The sequence below is a fragment of the Paraburkholderia hospita genome (assembly GCF_002902965.1).
Taxonomy (GTDB): domain Bacteria; phylum Pseudomonadota; class Gammaproteobacteria; order Burkholderiales; family Burkholderiaceae; genus Paraburkholderia; species Paraburkholderia hospita.
This window is the reverse complement of the sequence record NZ_CP026109.1, coordinates 116,955-133,868: the sequence shown is the minus strand read 5'-3', so window position 1 is coordinate 133,868 and position 16,914 is coordinate 116,955. Positions and strand designations below refer to the sequence as shown.

16 protein-coding genes are annotated in these 16,914 nt (G+C 56.5%); 1 reads left to right on the top strand and 15 read right to left on the bottom strand.

All coding sequences use genetic code 11. The features are described from left to right. Positions 1 to 263: 263 nt before the first annotated feature. From C2L64_RS49415 to C2L64_RS49380, 8 genes are all read right to left on the bottom strand, one after another. On the bottom strand, positions 264 to 1,862 hold the full coding sequence (locus C2L64_RS49415; RefSeq protein WP_244144599.1) for a methyl-accepting chemotaxis protein: 1,599 nt from the start codon (positions 1,860 to 1,862) through the stop codon (positions 264 to 266). A gap of 66 nt (positions 1,863 to 1,928) precedes the next feature. Then, the gene (locus C2L64_RS49410; protein WP_090836578.1) at positions 1,929 to 3,002 is read right to left on the bottom strand and encodes a porin; all 1,074 of its coding nucleotides are present in this window, start codon (positions 3,000 to 3,002) and stop codon (positions 1,929 to 1,931) included. Between the two features lie 136 nt (positions 3,003 to 3,138). After that, positions 3,139 to 3,663 carry a YceI family protein gene (locus C2L64_RS49405; protein WP_244144604.1) on the bottom strand — a complete coding sequence of 175 codons (525 nt, stop codon included), beginning with the start codon at positions 3,661 to 3,663 and terminating at the stop codon, positions 3,139 to 3,141. Positions 3,664 to 3,750: 87 nt separating this feature from the next. Next, positions 3,751 to 4,326 (bottom strand): YceI family protein, encoded by a 576-nt coding sequence (locus C2L64_RS49400; protein ID WP_090836574.1) that lies wholly within the window; start codon positions 4,324 to 4,326, stop codon positions 3,751 to 3,753. A 67-nt stretch (positions 4,327 to 4,393) separates the two neighbouring features. Continuing rightward, the gene (locus C2L64_RS54430; RefSeq protein ID WP_407671985.1) at positions 4,394 to 4,954 is read right to left on the bottom strand and encodes a cytochrome b; all 561 of its coding nucleotides are present in this window, start codon (positions 4,952 to 4,954) and stop codon (positions 4,394 to 4,396) included. A gap of 80 nt (positions 4,955 to 5,034) precedes the next feature. After that, a complete protein-coding gene (locus tag C2L64_RS49390) occupies positions 5,035 to 6,414 on the bottom strand; it encodes an MFS transporter (protein ID WP_158660663.1) in 1,380 nt (459 codons plus the stop codon). 160 nt (positions 6,415 to 6,574) lie between these two features. Beyond that, positions 6,575 to 7,573, bottom strand: coding sequence for a cupin domain-containing protein (locus C2L64_RS49385; protein WP_244144600.1), 999 nt, complete (start codon positions 7,571 to 7,573; stop codon positions 6,575 to 6,577). Further along, positions 7,566 to 8,429 carry a fumarylacetoacetate hydrolase family protein gene (locus tag C2L64_RS49380; RefSeq protein WP_090836566.1) on the bottom strand — a complete coding sequence of 288 codons (864 nt, stop codon included), beginning with the start codon at positions 8,427 to 8,429 and terminating at the stop codon, positions 7,566 to 7,568. Before C2L64_RS49380 ends, C2L64_RS49385 begins: the two co-directional genes overlap by 8 nt. A 190-nt stretch (positions 8,430 to 8,619) precedes the next feature. On the opposite strand from C2L64_RS49380, the gene C2L64_RS49375 reads away from it, so the two are divergent. Continuing rightward, entirely contained in the window at positions 8,620 to 9,858 is a 1,239-nt protein-coding gene (locus tag C2L64_RS49375) for a citrate synthase (RefSeq protein ID WP_090836564.1), read from the top strand. 232 nt (positions 9,859 to 10,090) lie between these two features. Here the strand turns inward: C2L64_RS49375 and C2L64_RS53865 are convergent, their stop codons facing one another. From C2L64_RS53865 to C2L64_RS49345, 7 genes are all read right to left on the bottom strand, one after another. Further along, entirely contained in the window at positions 10,091 to 10,318 is a 228-nt protein-coding gene (locus C2L64_RS53865) for a hypothetical protein (RefSeq protein WP_143055761.1), read from the bottom strand. 77 nt (positions 10,319 to 10,395) lie between these two features. Then, a complete protein-coding gene (locus C2L64_RS49370; protein ID WP_090836561.1) occupies positions 10,396 to 11,028 on the bottom strand; it encodes a hypothetical protein in 633 nt (210 codons plus the stop codon). Between the two features lie 255 nt (positions 11,029 to 11,283). After that, positions 11,284 to 11,883, bottom strand: coding sequence for a nuclear transport factor 2 family protein (locus tag C2L64_RS49365; RefSeq protein WP_090836558.1), 600 nt, complete (start codon positions 11,881 to 11,883; stop codon positions 11,284 to 11,286). A 526-nt stretch (positions 11,884 to 12,409) separates the two neighbouring features. Next, positions 12,410 to 12,979, bottom strand: a complete 570-nt coding sequence (locus C2L64_RS49360; RefSeq protein ID WP_090836556.1) for a chorismate--pyruvate lyase family protein — start codon at positions 12,977 to 12,979, stop codon at positions 12,410 to 12,412. Positions 12,980 to 13,117: 138 nt separating this feature from the next. Next, positions 13,118 to 13,561 carry a MarR family winged helix-turn-helix transcriptional regulator gene (locus tag C2L64_RS49355; RefSeq protein ID WP_090836553.1) on the bottom strand — a complete coding sequence of 148 codons (444 nt, stop codon included), beginning with the start codon at positions 13,559 to 13,561 and terminating at the stop codon, positions 13,118 to 13,120. Between the two features lie 248 nt (positions 13,562 to 13,809). After that, the gene (locus C2L64_RS49350; protein ID WP_244144605.1) at positions 13,810 to 15,408 is read right to left on the bottom strand and encodes an FAD-dependent oxidoreductase; all 1,599 of its coding nucleotides are present in this window, start codon (positions 15,406 to 15,408) and stop codon (positions 13,810 to 13,812) included. 399 nt (positions 15,409 to 15,807) lie between these two features. Then, positions 15,808 to 16,722, bottom strand: a complete 915-nt coding sequence (locus C2L64_RS49345; protein ID WP_090836548.1) for a LysR family transcriptional regulator — start codon at positions 16,720 to 16,722, stop codon at positions 15,808 to 15,810. Positions 16,723 to 16,914 lie beyond the last annotated feature (192 nt).

The window sequence follows — 16,914 nt, the reverse complement described above, 5'->3', positions numbered from 1 at the left end:
AGCGCTGAACTCGACGTGACGACCCAGGGGCAGTCACAAAGCCAGTTGGGTGAACTGCTGTGGACCTGGCGACGCCGGCATTGACGAAGGATGAACTCGAGCGCGTATTGAAGCGGTTCCGACGTCGCTCAATGAAACGGCACCTGCCGCGTAGCCCAGCGTCTACAGATGAAATGGGCTACATCGACTTCGTACTCGCAAACGGGAAGAGAGAGATGAGCGGAAACGCATAATTAGCCCCCCCTCGGCGAGGAGTGATCTCTTCATGACGAAGACTTCGGCAAGCGAAACACCGCGATCGCCACCTCCAGCTGTTCCGCCTGATCCTTTAACAACGATGCCGCAGCACTTGCCTGCTCGACGAGAACAGCGTTCTTTCTCGTCGTCGCGTCCATGCACGTAACTGCAGCATTCACTTCTTCAATGTCGACACTCTGTCCCGCTGAGGCCACACTGATTTCCTTGACGATCCCATTGAGGCCAACGACGACCTGCATCACCTCGTGTATCGTGCCGCCCGCTCGCCCTACCGAAACGGAGCCAGCTTCAATCTGCTCAACCGACGCCTCAATCAGCGACTTGATCTCTTTCGCAGCTGACTCGCACCTCTGTGCCAGGTTTCGTACTTCACTTGCCACGACTGCGAAGCCCCGTCCCGCCTCGCCAGCGCGAGCAGCTTCGACGGCCGCGTTGAGTGCAAGAATATTTGTCTGAGCGGCGATGCCCTCTATAACATCGATAATGTTGACAATGCTGCGAGAAGATTGCGATATTCCTTGCATCGTACCGACAACCTCTCCCACCACTGCTTCGCCGCGCGCAGCCATTTCAGACGCGTTGCAGACAAACTGGTTGGCGTGAGTGGCGTTATCTGCGTTTTGTCTGACTGCAACGGTCAACTGATTGATCCTGTCCGCAGTCTCGGCGAGAGACGCCGCCTGCTGGCCAATGCGGTACGACAGACCGGCGTTTCCATCCGCGATTTCATTGGACGCCGACGAAATCAATGCGGCACCGAGCCGGATCTTTTCGACTGCTTCAACGAGGCGCTGCTGCATACGACGCATCGATGCCAGCAGGCTCATCTCGTCGCCGGGGCGGGTCTCGACAACCATGCCCAGATCACCGCCGGCAATACGAGTCACCACCGCTGCGGCGTACGCAGGTTCTCCTCCTAGCTGGTAAGAAATACTGCGAACAATCGTGCCTATCACAAGCAAGGAAAGCATACAAACGACAAGGGCTACGCCGACCAACCGAACCAGCGCGATAGTGAACGCCTGCTCGATATCGTCCACAAAGACGCCTGTAGTCACGACCCATTCCCAGGCTTTGTACAGGCGCACGTTGTTGAGCTTCGGCGCTATTTCTCTCGTCTCCGGCTTCATGAAACCGGCTGACAGGAAGCCTTCGCCGTCCTTCGCCGCGAGGTTGATCATGTCGACGATCACGTGGTGGCCGCTGGAATCGGTAAGTCCGCTAGCGTTCCTGCCCTCAAGGTCTGGATGCATGGGATGCATTAGCACATTCCCACTCATATCCAGAACTACCACGTAGCCGCCGAGGCCACCATAGCGCATCGCCCGGAGATCGTTGAGGGCAGCCCGTTTGGCATCAGCCTCCGTCATGGCGCCACTGACGCATAGCAGGTGATAGTGATCAACCACCGCATAAACGATGTTGACGATGTCCCGCAACTCCGATCTGCGGCCTTCGATCATCGTCTCTCGCGTTTGCCAGGCTCCCCACAAGCCGATGACGATTACGCCCGACAAGATCAGGCCTGCCAGGAGCCGTAACCTAGTTTTAAGCCGCAGATTTCGCATTCTCCTTCCCATGTTGGACGTCAATTCAGATTTCATGTACGCCAACTCAGTCTGGAATCCGGAGACTCCAGTCTTCCTCCACTACGTCGGAAACCAGTTGATCTAGAATTTGTGTTGAACGCCTAGCATCACACCAAACTGGTTCTTCCCGGTCGCGACCGTTCCACCCGCAGCCACGGGAGCGTTACCGAACTCGCTATTGATCACATACCCGACTGACGTATAAAGCGTAGTCTGCTTTGAAAGGAGGTAATTCAGCCGTCCGACCATAAGCGTGGAGTCGGAATGTGAGCGCAAGATGTACCTCACCACCTGCGCATCAGCTGAGAATGCCGGAGTAAAAAAATAATTTCCTCCGAGAAAGAAAAGATCCGACTGAGCATGTGAGCCTGCCGACGTATTTCGCCGGACCCAACCCATCCCGACCTTTCCCGAACCAAAACTAACGTATCCGTCAACAATGACGTGCGCGTCCGTAGCGCCGGGGCTGGACAGTGGTGCTGTCGCACCATTGCCGCCACGCATCACGTCGTAGGAAGCAGCAGCGCCAAACTGGGGACCAGTGTATGCAGCAAGCATGGTGTATTGTCGGCACGCGAGGATATTGCCCGGCACCTGCCCCGGACAGTTTGTTGCAGACGGGCCGACCGGGCCCGCTGCATCGCGACCGAAGCTGTAGGTGGCACCCAGTTTGAATCCTCCGAAGGTCCCGAGATAACCGACGGCGTTATCGCTTCTCGCATTCGGCAGATAAGTGTCAAACGAAGCCATGCTATGCACCGATGGACCGATCACGTCGGCATCGAAAAGTGCATACATTGACATGTTCATTTGTCGGCCAACGGTCACCGAACCAAGCGGCGTGCTTAACCCCACGTTTGCTTGTCGGCCGAACAATCTCCCTCCGTATCCTAGTGTTCCGTTGCTTAACGCAAAGCCACTTTCCAGAACGAAGAAGGCCTCGAATCCGCTTCCCAGATCTTCCGAGCCTCGCAAGCCCCACCGCGACGGCACCTCCCCTGTCAACGTGGGCATTCCAACGAACGAACCTTTTGTCGACGAGTTGTTGTAGTACTCGACACCACTGTCGACGATACCGTACAACGTAACACTGCTCTGCCCATACGCGATCCCCGTCGATGCGAAAATCGTTGCAGCAAGCCACTTAGCCTTCATTGTCTCATCCTAAGTAATCCGAATCATTATTTATAAGCCGTCGTCGGTTTAAATTTCTTTCAACTACGCTCCCACGATATATCAGTAGCCAGATGTATTCGCGGCATCTTGTCTCTGTATCGCTACGTGGAGCGTCCTACTGTTTGATACCTTCTGCCTGAATATGCAGTGTTATCTGCATAGAGAATCCATAGCTCTTACCAAAATCAATTCCGAAATCGGCACGATTGAATGTTGCGGTCGCCTCAGTTCCACACACTTCACGCTTCAGGAGAGGATTGGCGATGCACTTGAACGACTGGAGTTCGAGATTCACCGGCTTCGTAATCCCGTGCATCGTTAATGTGCCAAGAACCTCCACCGGGTTGGCTTCGCTAAACCGAATCTGGGTTCCTTTGTAGATAGCCGTCGGGAATTTTTCAACGTCAAGAAATCTGTCCGACCTGAGGATACCGTCAAGTCTGTCGTTGCCGGTGTCAATGGATGCAGCATCAATTACTACGTCTACTGAGCCAGTCCTGGCGGCTCGGTCCAAGTTCACTGTGCCGTAACTTTTCCGGAACTTCCCTCTCCATATCGACGTTCCGGAAAAATGATCCGCCTCGAAGCTCGGGTAAGTGTGGTCCGGGTCAAGCTGATAAACATCGGCTTTCGAGTTCATCGATGCCACGGATAGCGTCGTCGCGACCGCGACTGTTATGCGTCTGATTTTCATAAGATTTCCTTTCGCTCCTGTTGAGGGCGAAAATCATGGTTGGCGAGATACAATGTGAAATCTGATCACGACGCTATCGGCAACGATTGACGTGTCCTTCCATTCGTCGACACCGATCCCGTACTGCGTCCGGCTAATGGGTAGGGACCCATCGAATACCAACGAGCTTCCTTCGCGGGTAATGGTGACCGGAGCGGTCACGGCTCGAGATTGCCCCTTTATTGTCAGTCTGCCGACAACGGTGTAGCGCCCGTCCTGCTCTGGCGTGATCGCACTTGACACGAAAGTCGCGAAAGGAAAGCGTGCAGTATCGAACCATTTTCTGTCGCGGATCTGTTCACCGTATATGTCATTTCCCATGTCGTAACTTGCCGTCTTGATCGACAACGTGGCGCTTCCAACCGCTGGCTTCGCCGGATCGAAGTCAACGGCCCCCGTAAAGTCCCTGAAACGCCCTGTCATCGATACGCCCATCTGGGAGGAAACCACCACGATCGCGCTTCGGCCCGCATCAACCTGCGCAGCGTCCACTGCGCTCGCGTGAATGACGAATAACGGGATCACCACCGTCGAGTACTGAAAAAGTACTTTTTTCTGTTTCAGGTTCATATTCAGATCTCTGGTAGAGCACCGCTTACAGCAGAATGATTTCGTGATTAATACGCATATCGTTGGGCTATTTCACAAAGGGAAGCATCCGCATAAGCAGTCCGTCGTGGTCAACGAGGTGATGCTTTATGGCCGCGCTAACGTGTAGTACAACAAGCGTAAGCAGCACGTAGTTCAAGCTGACGTGGCAGATGCGCAAGAAAACCTTCAGTGCTTCGTTCGGCCCCACGATGACGGGCAACGGGACGATCCCCAGATAGACGACCTGGATGCCAGACGCGGAACTATAAAAGTAACCGGTCAAGGGAATAGCCAACATAAGGACATGCAACAACCCATGCACAACGTTTGCACCTCTCCTTTGCCATGCCGACACAGTTTCTGGGAGTGATGGCGGAGGATTGACCACTCGCCACGACAGGCGGTACAAAGAGAATGCGAAAACCGTGACCCCGATCCACTTGTGCCAGGAAAAATACCGTAGCTTCACCGGCGTAAAACCAGGAATATCTGTCATGATCCATCCAAGATAGAACGCCACTACTATCAACACGGCAATTAACCAATGCAGGGAAATTGCCACGGTTCCGTATCGGATGGTTTGCGGTGAGGACTCGCCTGGCGTCACGGTTTTCCTGCCTCGTAAAAAGAAATCTGCATTTCGAACGCTGTCTCTGTACACAATTCTCTCGTCTCGATCGACCACCTTTACGGCTTCGGGTCGGCAATAGCGGTCGCCAGTTGGTTCGAAGCGACCGCGTCGGACCGCTGTCCGGTTTTTTCCGTATTGCGCATGAAAGCTGCACAGAGTGCTGCCAGAAGAAGGACGCCTGCAGCGCCGGCAAACAGGTTCGGGATGGACCATCCCGCGGCAAGAAGAGCGCCGACAACTGTGGCACCAAGAATGGATCCGACACGGCCGAACGCAAGCGCCCAGCTTACCCCCGTCGCTCGCGCGGGCGTCGGATAGATCATCGTCGCCAGAATATTGATGCCGGTCATCGTTCCTCCGGTCCCCATGCCGATAAGGAACAGGGCCGGGTATGCGAGTAGACTGGTGTGCAGAACTGAGGCGAGGGAGGCCATGCAGGCAGACGCTACAACCATGGTCAGACAGATCACCATCTGCGGACGATAGCGATCCATCATCATTCCGAGAGCAAGCGCACCCACGGTGCTTCCAAAAAGGTAGAAAGCAATCATGTGTGTTCCCGCGCCAAATGCAGCGCCGGAATCGTGCACGAGCAAGGGAAGCCAGTTACCGAGGAAGTAGACAATGAGCAGGGTGCTGAACCCTGTCATCCATAGTAGAACAGTGTCACGAGCCAATGCTCCACGAAACAGATATTTGACGGGAAAAGCGGATCGAGGCACTTTGACATGGGTAAGCCGCACCTTGTCAAACTGAATGTCGGGGTACATCTGACGCAGCGTCTTGCGCACCTTGTCTTCGGAAACGCCTCGCGCTATCTGGAACCGTGCCGATTCCGGCAACCACATCAGCAACAACGGGACAAGCAGAATGGGCAACACACCGCCTATGGTGAGCATGATGCTCCAGCCATACGCCTGCATCGCATTGCCCGCAAAGACTCCGCCAATTGCGCCGCCGGCTGCCATGCCACATCCGATGGGAGCGACAAGACTTGCACGCGATCGCGCAGGACTGTATTCGGCGGCCAGGGTATAGGCGTTGGGCATTGCACCGCCGAGCCCGAGACCCGTTATAAACCGGAGAATGATCAGAACATGAAGGCTTTCAGCGAAGGCGGATGCAAGCGAGGCAACACCAAACAGGCCCACTGACAGAAGCAGAAGTGTTTTACGTCCTATCTTGTCCGCTATCGGCCCCAGCGCGAGCGACCCGATGCCGAGTCCAAACAGTCCCATGCCGAACAGAGGGCCGAGGTTCTGAGGTTGTAGATGCCACTGCTGACGCAGAAGAGGTGCAATGTATCCAATCACCGTCGTGTCGTAACCTTCGACCAGCATGATAGCGATGCAAAGTGCGATGAGACGCAACTGCCGGAGTCCGATTCTGGATTGGTCGATAAAACCCTGGACATCGGGAGTCGTGTCTGGTTCCATGCTTGCCTCCATATCATCAATTTACATAGGACTACAAAATGTAGTGTCAGCCCGGATGCATGTGATCCATGAATCCTTTCTTCCGAAGCGAGATGCTTTGCCTACCTACTGGGCGCGCGGCTGTTGATGGGCTCGTTGAAGAACTGCGCGCCGACGATCACTATTCGAATTCCGTGTGCAGATATCCCATCGCTTCCAGCAACGCCTTGTCGGTCATAATGAACAACTGCGTATCGCGATCCTCCGCACAATGCCTGACCCAATGCCAGTGGGGGATGCTGAACACGTCGTTCTTCTGCCAGGTTACCGTGCGATTTCCGATCCATGACGTTCCGCTACCATTGGCGACAACGGCGATCGCACCGCTCGTGCTTCTGAATGCTCGGGTTGCCGCTTTCGCCCGCAGGCGCAAGGCGTAACAGTCCAGCGTCGCCATCACGGGCCCGCCGGTGACCGGATTTGTGTAACGCAACTGCCGGGACCCATCAGATCCGGGAATCGTTGCATCGAGCGCCGTTGAAATGGCCGAGCCGGCGTAGCGATAGCGCGGTGATGGTTGATTCGCGAAGTCGTTGCTCCCTGCAGGGAAAGCGCCTGCGATTGCTATCGAATCATCAACGGTCTCCGGCATCTCGGCCGGTTGCCCAAACTCAAGGAATACGGACCGCAGATGATGCGCCAACGGCATATCGAGGCCATCAAACCAAACCACGCGATGCTCGCCTTCATTACGGTGCTCATGCCAGCACCACGAGGGTGTGAGGATGAGATCGCCTTCGGCCATTTCACAGCGCTTGCCGTTCACGCAGGTGACAGCCCCCTCACCTTCGATCACATATCGCAACGCCGAGACTGTATGGCGATGTGGAGGCGCGTGCTCACCGGGTTGCAACACCTGCAGAGCACCAGACAGGTTGGTTGTCGTGTAAGCATGGGGGGCAAATGCCGGGTGTGCGAGGAGCAGCACCCGCCGCTCGGCGTCTTCCATTCCCACTTCGGCGACGGCCCGTTCAATGAGAGGTTGCAGGCCTTCCCAGGACCAACTGAGCGGCCAGTCGACGGGTGACGGCTCAGATGTGAGGAGCGTCATGTAGCGGTCCCAGAGCGGCTGCAAGTCGGCCTGACGAAGCGCATCTACTAGCGGCAGTTGCTTATCCATATTTCCTCGCAACATTAACGGTCGCCTCTCCGATACCCGATACGGCTGCCGTGATGCTATCGCCCGGGACGACGGGGCCAACACCTGCCGGCGTTCCAGTCATGATCACATCACCCGGAACCAGTGTGTACATGCTCGAGGCCATTTCAATCAACCCCGCAACGTCGAGGACGAGCTGGCTTGTGTTAGCGTTCTGGCGCATCTCGCCGTTGACGTGAAGCGTCAGATCGAGGTTGTCTGGATCCGCGATCTCGTCAGCAGTAACGAGCCATGGGCCAAGAACGCTATACGTATCGACTGACTTCCGCCAGCACTGGAATTCCGGTCCCCGGACTGTCATATCGAGACCGATTGTGTAACCAGCGACGTACTGTAAGGCTTCTTCACGCCTGACCCGGTTGCACCGTCTGCCGATGATCACCGCCAGTTCACACTCGTGATCGTTGCGGCGGTCTGGACGACGCAGGATGATTTCCTCGCCAAAACCGATGAGCGACGTGGACGATTTGAGGAACAGCCCCCAATCCTGAATCGTGCTCACGGTGCGATCAAAAGAGATGCCCTTGTCCTTGACGCTCTCCTCGATGTGAGCTCGGTAATTGATCGGTGCGCCGATGATCTTCGGCGGATTGGCAACCGGCGGCAGGAATTTGACGCTGTCGAACGACACCGCAGGTGCAGCAGGCACCAGATCAAGCACTGCACTGCAAACCGTCTGAAGATTTGCGATTAACCGATCCTCTGTCGGAAACGGATAGTTCGCCGGCGGAAGAAACTCAAGCGCGCTTGAGACGTCGAGAATCCGGCCATCCCTAACCACTCCCAGCCGCCCCTCATTAAACCTGCAGATCTTCATGGACACTCCCTCGTTGTTGACGGGATATTTACACGCGCAACTAGATTGATCAATAGTGGATACCCTAGATTGATTGTCAACTATATGCGCAAACTGCGTATGGTTCAGTTTCATGATCGTGCTAGCCCCAGGCAATCTCTTGAGGCTTGCGCGTGCTATACTGGATCAACATTGACTCGCATGGTCGGCTATGGAGCCATTTCTCAGCGCCTCGGACGTAATGCAGTTGCTCGGCATCAAAAAACAGACGCTTTACGCCTATGTCAGCCGAGGCATCCTTAGAAGAGCTTCGGTCCCCGGTTCGCGGAAGTCGATGTACGCGCGCGAAGACGTCGAGAAAATGTTGGCAAGGAAAACGCCGACGGGCGAGTTGCGGCCGACGGCGACGGTCGACGCCGCTCAACCGCTGATCAACGGCAGTTTTTTGATCCCAAGTGCGATAACCGAAATTACTCCGGAAGGCCCCCGGTACCGCGGCATCAACGCTCGCGATCTCGCAGCGCATCCCGGGCATCTGGAAAACGTCGCAGAACTGCTTTGGACGGGAGTACTGATCGACGAGCCCGTAATCTGGACCGACGAGCCGGCGCCGACCAATGTTGAACCGGCAATCGCGGCCTTACAGCGGGGCGAGGGTCACATTCCTATCCTGCGCGTCATGGCCGCGGCCTCGCTCGCCTTGGGGGAGTCTGCAGCGGAAGAACTGCGCTCCGGCAATACGGCACGGCTGGCACGCCGTATCATTTCCGCCTACGCGGGATGCCTGGGGCTGCTGGTTGACGGCGGACAATTCGTCCGGAGATGTGAAGGCGAGTCCCTCGCAAGCCTGGCGCTTCGTGCTCTTGGCAAGGAGCAAAGCGTACGCGCAACGGCCGCACTCAACACACTGTTTATCTGTTGCGCTGACCATGAACTATCGCCGGCAACGTATGCGGCAAGGGTTGTCGCTTCAACGGGTGCAGGTTTGCAAGCCTGTCTCATCGCTGCGATTGGCGCGCATTCGGGCCATCTGTTAGGCGGTGCGTGTGACCGGCTGGATGGCCTGTTCTTTGGTGATCAGGGTCTCGGTAACCTGCGCGAAGCCTTGCTGTTGGGAAGGAATACGCAACGCAAACTGCCCGGGTTCGGTCACCAACTCTATCCTCAGGGCGATCCGCGAGCCGGGTGGCTTTTCGATCTGACGAACGAACTCGCGCCAAACGATGCCGTGTCTGATGTTCGCTCCTTCGCGGAAGAGGTGTACACGGAAACCGGTTTGAAGCCCTCTCTTGAGCTTGGGTTGGTCGTTGTCGCACGAGCGCTTGGTCTACCACATAGGAGCGCGTCGGCTCTCTGGGCGATAGGCAGAAGCGTAGGTTGGGTCGCACATATCATGGAGCAACGGCTATCTGGCACGCTCATTCGTCCTAGAGCCAGGCGAAACGGTTAAGCGTATCCGATGTTTATAGCGCCGACTATCGACAGCGTCAGCAGCACAGCCAGCGCAGAAAGATCCCGAGGGTAGATCCGGCACAGGGTAACGAGCAGTTCGTCGGATGTCGCGCTCCATAGCCGTAGAAGAGAGCGTGAAAAAGTTGGGGATGTCGATTTCGTCAGCACTCCCTGACTCACGGCATGATTGCGCGGTCTGTGCTGTCCGTTGGTGAGTGCCCGCCTGCCGACTATTTGCCGTAACCTGAGTCGGCAATCTTAAGCGCCGAGATGCGACGAGGCGAGAATTCCCCGTTCAAAACCGCGACCCTGACCTGTGGCATGCAGTGCGCCCCTTCATCAGTCCAGCGCATCTGTCGTTTCTTGGCCATACGGTGGTTAACACTCTGGTTCACCGCGGACTCGGCGATGCTGCTGCTGATTGGCAGGCCCTTGCGATGCCGGACGCCGTAGTTCACCAGCGTATGCGCCTTGTTCCTCAGGTAACTGGAGACAGTGTTCAGATTCCACCACAGCGTTTTGAATTCGTATCCCTCTATCGCCAGCAGCCGACTGTCCAGTGCCTTGATCCGCTCACCGCCTTGCTGCCCTTGCCATGCCAGACCAAACACTTGGCGCGGATGATTTCGGTCTCCACCGACTCCCGTTCCAACGAGTCGATCATCTTGCTGCCGAACACGGAACGCTGCGCCGCCTGGAACTTCATCGCGACGTGGAACCAGTCGAGGATCCGGCCGCGAGCCAGTTGACTGCCCTCGACGGTCTTTGCAAATTCCCCAGCGTCATCGCTGATCACGGTCACGCGTTCATCGCTCGCCACACCGTAACGGCTGAGGAATTGATCGAGTCGCGCTGCAGCCGAGGTGACTTCCCTGTGCACATACGCATACTGCTTTGGCGGGCCATCCGTGAATGTCGCCCGGACGGCGACGATGTTCACGTGGCGGCCGGGGTCTCTCCCGGAGTCGCAATTCCGCAGCCACGCCGAGCCGACGCTCAGGGCGGCGACATGGCCGGATTCGCGAACCTGTACGTCAGAAACGGCCTGGGGCAGGTTCGCAATGTCACGCTCGATATCACCGTCGAGCTGTTTTCCCAGGGCGAGAATCCGATCCCGCGTGCCGCTGGACGAAACGCCCTTGTCCAGCGGCAGCACTTCCTTGAGCATGGCCGCCGCCTGCCGGTAGGGCAAATGAGCTGCCCGCTTCGCCTGGAGGTATTCCGGTTCCGGAGTGACGTGCCTGGTTAGCGCTTTGAACAAGGGATGTACCACACGCTGCGGCGTCTGCGCGGTCAGCGCAAGTGCTCGAGCGCCTAAAGAGGTACGGACGAGGTGGCGGGCGTCAATCAACGGCGTTCGATTTCGCCGCGCCCACAAAAACGCGCCAATCAGGTCAATCGAACACTACCGCGCATCCCTTCATCACAACTCCCCGTTTTCGAGCCACCTACGGCCGCGCTCATACAGCGCGTCCACGACCGGACCCGTGAGGCCAGGCATGTCCGTCTTGACCTTGTAACCGATCTTCGCCTGAAGATATGCGAGATGGCGATAGCCTTCCGGGAACTGACCAAGCAATTCGGACTCGAGATTTAGCTTGACGCCACTCTCGACAGGGTCGACGCGATCCTTTTCGTAAATCGGCTGACGCAGGCGCAGAAGCCACTTGTCATCCACCTTCTCGTAAAAATCATAGAAGCGCCCGGTGCAAACGACGTCGCACCGATGACCGTCTACATCACCGCGCTGCGAAATCGTCATCTTCGTTTGCGCGATAGCGCGAGTACCAGCAAGGTCAATCGAGGTGCCGCCAAGGAAGTGCAGAATGCTTACCCCGCGTGCCCATCCTTCCTTCGTCACGCGAATGAATTCGTCCCCCGTGCCTTGAAACCAAGTCGCCATCATCACGCCTTCGGGATGCCAGACGGTCGCAAACCGCTCCCAGTCGCCAGCATCGCGCCAGACCGCCCAATTCTGGACTGCTTCACGAATGGCCAACTTGTCCAACGTTGCGCGTTCCATATTATCTCCTCTAGTCCCCATTTTTTAGAAAGTACCTCGATAGTGATTCCAACAGTGCATTAAGTCACGCCAATAACCATCTGGAAAGCTGTCGTTAATGAGACAAGCAGAGCCTTCCGACGCGTCCAACGAATTGCAGGATGCAGAAACCTTCTAAATATTATGAGCGTAGCTTTGCTAGTGACTATTGAATTGTCGAAACGCGTAAAGCGATGCAATCGAACACTCCCGTGGTCGCCCTGTTGTGCCGCCCCATCCGCGCCGCGCGCGTCAGTCCAATTTTCGAAGATCAGCATCGACGCCTCAAATTCGCAATGGCAATGCAATTTGGCCTATAACGTTTCGTGGATGCGTGGCCAGACGTCGAACCGCCGCCAATCACGACCCGCCGCCGACAAGCGGCGCCCGAATCACCAGCGCTTTTCTCGCGGAACCGGATAGCATGCAATGCCGATGCCCCCTGATTGCGGGAGGGGCGGGTCGCCTTGATACAAAGCTGGTGAAGTGGTCAGGTCGGGCGACACCCTTAGGAGTCTTTTGTTTTAAGGAACGACAAGAGATCCGGTGAGAATACTTCACTAACCATCAGCGGAGAGCCTTTCCGATAAAAGACCGAAGAGCGCGCCCAAGCTCGAATGCTGGACTTGAGCTCGCGGTCCGACTCCGACAGGAATGGTGGTCTTCCCAAAGGCATATAAGAAAAGGCACTGCGTGACACGGTCGGATCACTGTAGAGAATTGTGGCCAAGGGTTTGGAACCAAGGTCCTTCAGCCTCCTCCACGCCGCACGCGCATCAACCGAATTTGCCGTGCTTCGAGCCGCGACAACAGGGACGCCGTCAACTGAGAGAACTGTTTCTCTCGCCCAGACAGCGCCGGAGAACACATGCGCACCTGACGAAGGAAATCCACCTCGCGTAATGGCCAAACCTTCCTTGATCACTCGAACCTCCACAACCCCAAGTGTTTGCAACCATGCCGTTAACGAACCAGGTCGCCCCAGCCATCGGGCAAGAAGGCGCGGCACCGTACGAGGAAGTGTTTGCTGCCATCGTGGAGCAGAAGCAGACGAGTAAAAAGAAACGCGAAATTCCATATTGCCTCCGTAACAGACGCTCGCCTGTAGTGAGTTCACGGACTGCGACGTTCAGCTTCGTGCAGCAGCCCTCCTCGACATCTCCGTTCCAAAGGAACCCTTCCGGATGTGCTGCGCAATGCAACCTCCGCGAACCGTTCACTCCGATTTGCCGTATTTCTGAAGTGCCTCTCCCAGCATTTTGAAGTGATCGGCACCAAGCTCTTTCTTCATCTCCTGCTCAGACTGCCTGACCGCAACGCCGAATGCAGCAAGCCACGCCTGGCCCTCCGGCGTGAAACGTACTATCCGCGCGCGGCGATCATCAGGATCGGGGACCCGCTCAACCAAACCAAGTTCCTCGAGCTGACCGACGAGTTCCCCAACGAATTGTTTCGTGACCCCTGCCTTCCTGGCAATTTCGGTTGCGCGCGTACCCTGAATGTCAAGGTTGCGTGTGACCGACATATGGCTGAGAGTCACGGATTGGTAACCGGCTGCGGTCATCAATTGAAGCACTCTTTTTTCAAATCGCTGCACAGCGTAATTTAGCAGGCGTCCAACGTTATGATGACGCCACTCGTGGAGTTGTTCGCGTTTCATCAAAAATCCGGTTTCCAGTATTCACAATAGAACCCGCTTCCGAGTGCCTATGTTCGCAATCAGGGTGCATACGAAGACGAATTGGCAGGTGGGCGTGCCGCACAAGTTCCTCAACAGCCAGCATTTTTGAAGTTTCCCATGCGACATCAAACACGCGGGCCGGCACATCAGTTTAGGGCGAGGTGGTTAGGTTTCGTCCGGCACTCCCTGGCAACAAACCTTAACAATCCGGCCCAACGCCACACTCATCATTCGCCCAATATTTGGCGAAAAATTCTTGCTGCACTGTCGCATGAATCACCCCGCCATCCGACTACCTGATCCGGTCGAATCAATGCAAAATCAGCCCCATATAAATCACGTGCGGTAGGCAGGGGCAGACTCACCACTTTCAGGTCCAGGTTGCGTCGCCTGGCCTCTTCTGCCATCACGGATGCGTCTTTCTGGATCGGCCCCAGACACAGCAGAGTCCATTCCAAGCCGAAGGCGTCGTACAATGAACTGCCGTCCGGAAGCCAGAGATGCGGGGGCCGCCCGCCGGGGCACGCGGTAGCAATATATACGTTTGCCTTATCCTCGGGTGGATCGGTGCCATCTGACACGATGGCCGCGGAGCCATCATACCGGCCACCGAACGTTACACCCGGGATCTTGAATTCGGCACGTCCGTGACTCTCAAAATATGCCCCTGCAACACGCCGGGCATCTGCACCGGATGCGCTTTCCGCTTCAATTTCCGGCACCGGTTGAAAGAGCCCGAGGGAGTCCGCGAAGCGTCTTGCGTACTGCGTATTTCGCCGCGCAATTGGCTGTCGTTCCGCTTCATAGGTGTCGAGCAGTTTTTCCCGCGCTTGCCCCCTGATGACGGCTGCGAGTTTCCACGCAAGATTCACGGCATCCTCGATCGCAGTGTTGTAGCCCAACCCACCGGTCGGTGTGAACAGGTGAACCGCGTCACCACCCAGAAAGACGCGGCCGGACTGAAAGCCGTTACTGACCAATGCATGCCCGGCTGTCCACGATCCCCTCGAAAGTATCTCCACGTCGAGCTCGGCCCCGGCCGCTGACTGGAACATACGCCGCGCGTCGTCTTCAGTGATCTCCGCATCGACCTCGTGCGGCTTGAGCTGCGTATGGAAAGCAAATTCGCCTTTGCCGTCCACTGCGGCCATGAACGCCCGGCGCTCCGGATTAAAGCAGACATTCATCCATGCCGGCGCATTCGGACTGAGGCGGTAGAGGTCCGGGCACCGGGCATAGATGGCGTACATGCGTCCGCCCATGAAGTCCCGTACGATCCCCGTCTCGCCGCCGTATTGGAAGCCGAGCGCTTCTCGTGTCTTGCTACGCGGACCGTCAGCCCCAACCAGGTATTCACAGTTCAGCGTCTGCCGGAATCCGTCCCGGATGCGTTCAACATCAACCTCCACATAGGTATCGAACTGACGGAAGGCGTTCATGCGCCAGCCGTAATTGATGCTGACACCTCGCATCTGTTCGGCGTGCCGGCGTAGTACCGCCTCGACGTACTTCTGCGACACGCGATGCGGCAATTCGGCAGCGCTCCATAGACTGTCCAGGCCATCGGCCTGAGCCTTCGCTTCCCTGGCGGAGGGTAACTTCACCCGGGCAAGCTCATGCGTGCAAAAGCGGGTGAAATAGGCGATATCGGTGGGGAACTCGTCAGGCATGCCCAAACTTCTTATTTCATCGGCAATTCCCAGGCGTCGGAAGTACTCCATCGTCCTTGCCTGCGTAGCGTTTGCCTGCGGATTGAACGCGGTATCAGGCTTTTCATCCACCAAGGTAATATCAATGCCTCGCCGACCCAACTCATTCGCGAGCATCAAACCACACGGGCCTCCCCCAACGACTACAACCGAGCATTTCACTGGCAGCATCTGGATCTCACAAAGCGTTATCAGTCTTTCGACCGGTTTGCACAGGTTATGGCGTGTCCGCCGATGTAGTAAACTAACCTTACCAAATCGCGTCGTCAACAGGTATTCAATGAGAACCAGGCCGCCGCTCGATACATTGGTTTTTTGCTACCGCACGAGATGTCGAATTTTCGATGCTGGTGCCTTTCATTTCTCATAGGCAGGGGCGTAGATTATGCGCCTGGTCGTACGGTATCGAACATGCGCGATGCGCCCTGCGTCGTACACGCGGCAAGGCCTCCCCGCGGGACGGCCGTCGCGGCTCCCTTCAGAGGTACAAACCCTTGGCTTGCTACCTGCGAAGGGTCATGCCGTCCAACGCCTCTCGAATTCCATCTGCTGGAAGTGCGCGACAAGGAAATCGCTGAAGGTTCGCACTTTGGCCGACATGTGCTTACGGCTGAGGTAAGCGATATTGATCGTAAGGCGGGGAAGGTCCCAGTCATTCAATACGGGAACAAGGCGACCCGAGACAACATCAGCATGAATGATGTACAACGGCTGGACCAGAATGCCTAGACCTTCCATTGCCGCCGCACGGATAACCTGTCCGTCGTTCGCCTCAAAAAAGCCGGTTACCGGTACAGCCATTTTCTGCTCGCCGCGCAGAAAATGGAGTTCATGCGACTGGTTCGCCAACGTGTATAGCAGGAGCCTATGTGCTTGCAGATCCTCGGGCGACCTGGGTGTTCCAAACCGGTCGAGGTAGTGCGGCGATGCAGCAAGGATCCTCCGTGTTTGCGCCAGGCGACGAACGGTTATGCTGGAGTCCGGTTCATACTCGCGCGTGCGAATGGCGATGTCGATTCCGCTGTCAATCAGATCACCATAGCGATTGGCCACCTCGACATGCACTGTGACGTTGGGGTACCTTCTGTTGTATTCGGGCAAAAGAGGCGTGATGTGCTTGACGCAGAAAGAAAGCGACGCCGTGATACGAAGGGTCCCGACGGGATCGAGAATCGTGGCCTTGACTTCCGACTCGGCTTCCGTGGCCTCCGTTAGCAGCGCCTTGCAGCGATGGAAGAAGCTCTGTCCGACATCCGTCAGAAAAAGCCGACGCGTGCTTCGCTCGACAAGACGTGCCCCTAGCCGCTCTTCAAGCGCCGCAAGATGACGGCTCGCCGCAGCCTTCGACAGATCGAGAGAGTCTGCCGCTTTGCTCAGACTGTGCAACTCCGCAATCCTGACGAACACTTCCATTTCCCTCCACTTGTCCAATCTCTGCTCCTCGTTTTTCCATTTCTCGGAAAGCTGATTTCCGCTTTTAGCATTTAGCCGCTCGCTCAGTAAAGGTATCTTCGCGGTGTAGCAAAATCCCTCTGGCAGGGTCCGAAAGGATCAATCCTCCGGCACCGATACCCGGCAAAGCCGGTCGCATCTAGCCGAACGTCATCTCATCAAAAGGCACCG

What these genes read in the sequence shown, in the direction of transcription:
- C2L64_RS49400 (WP_090836574.1), bottom strand. Translation starts at nt 4,326, where the DNA reads ATGAACCTGAAACAGAAAAAAGTACTTTTTCAGTACTCGACGGTGGTG.
- C2L64_RS49370 (WP_090836561.1), bottom strand. Translation starts at nt 11,028, where the DNA reads ATGCTCAAGGAAGTGCTGCCGCTGGACAAGGGCGTTTCGTCCAGCGGC.
- C2L64_RS49375 (WP_090836564.1), top strand. Translation starts at nt 8,620, where the DNA reads ATGGAGCCATTTCTCAGCGCCTCGGACGTAATGCAGTTGCTCGGCATC.
- C2L64_RS49380 (WP_090836566.1), bottom strand. Translation starts at nt 8,429, where the DNA reads ATGAAGATCTGCAGGTTTAATGAGGGGCGGCTGGGAGTGGTTAGGGAT.
- C2L64_RS49350 (WP_244144605.1), bottom strand. Translation starts at nt 15,408, where the DNA reads ATGCTCGCGAATGAGTTGGGTCGGCGAGGCATTGATATTACCTTGGTG.
- C2L64_RS49405 (WP_244144604.1), bottom strand. Translation starts at nt 3,663, where the DNA reads ATGAACTCGAAAGCCGATGTTTATCAGCTTGACCCGGACCACACTTAC.
- C2L64_RS49360 (WP_090836556.1), bottom strand. Translation starts at nt 12,979, where the DNA reads ATGGAATTTCGCGTTTCTTTTTACTCGTCTGCTTCTGCTCCACGATGG.
- C2L64_RS49410 (WP_090836578.1), bottom strand. Translation starts at nt 3,002, where the DNA reads ATGAAGGCTAAGTGGCTTGCTGCAACGATTTTCGCATCGACGGGGATC.
- C2L64_RS49355 (WP_090836553.1), bottom strand. Translation starts at nt 13,561, where the DNA reads ATGAAACGCGAACAACTCCACGAGTGGCGTCATCATAACGTTGGACGC.
- C2L64_RS49365 (WP_090836558.1), bottom strand. Translation starts at nt 11,883, where the DNA reads ATGGAACGCGCAACGTTGGACAAGTTGGCCATTCGTGAAGCAGTCCAG.
- C2L64_RS49390 (WP_158660663.1), bottom strand. Translation starts at nt 6,414, where the DNA reads ATGGAACCAGACACGACTCCCGATGTCCAGGGTTTTATCGACCAATCC.
- C2L64_RS49415 (WP_244144599.1), bottom strand. Translation starts at nt 1,862, where the DNA reads ATGAAATCTGAATTGACGTCCAACATGGGAAGGAGAATGCGAAATCTG.
- C2L64_RS49385 (WP_244144600.1), bottom strand. Translation starts at nt 7,573, where the DNA reads ATGGATAAGCAACTGCCGCTAGTAGATGCGCTTCGTCAGGCCGACTTG.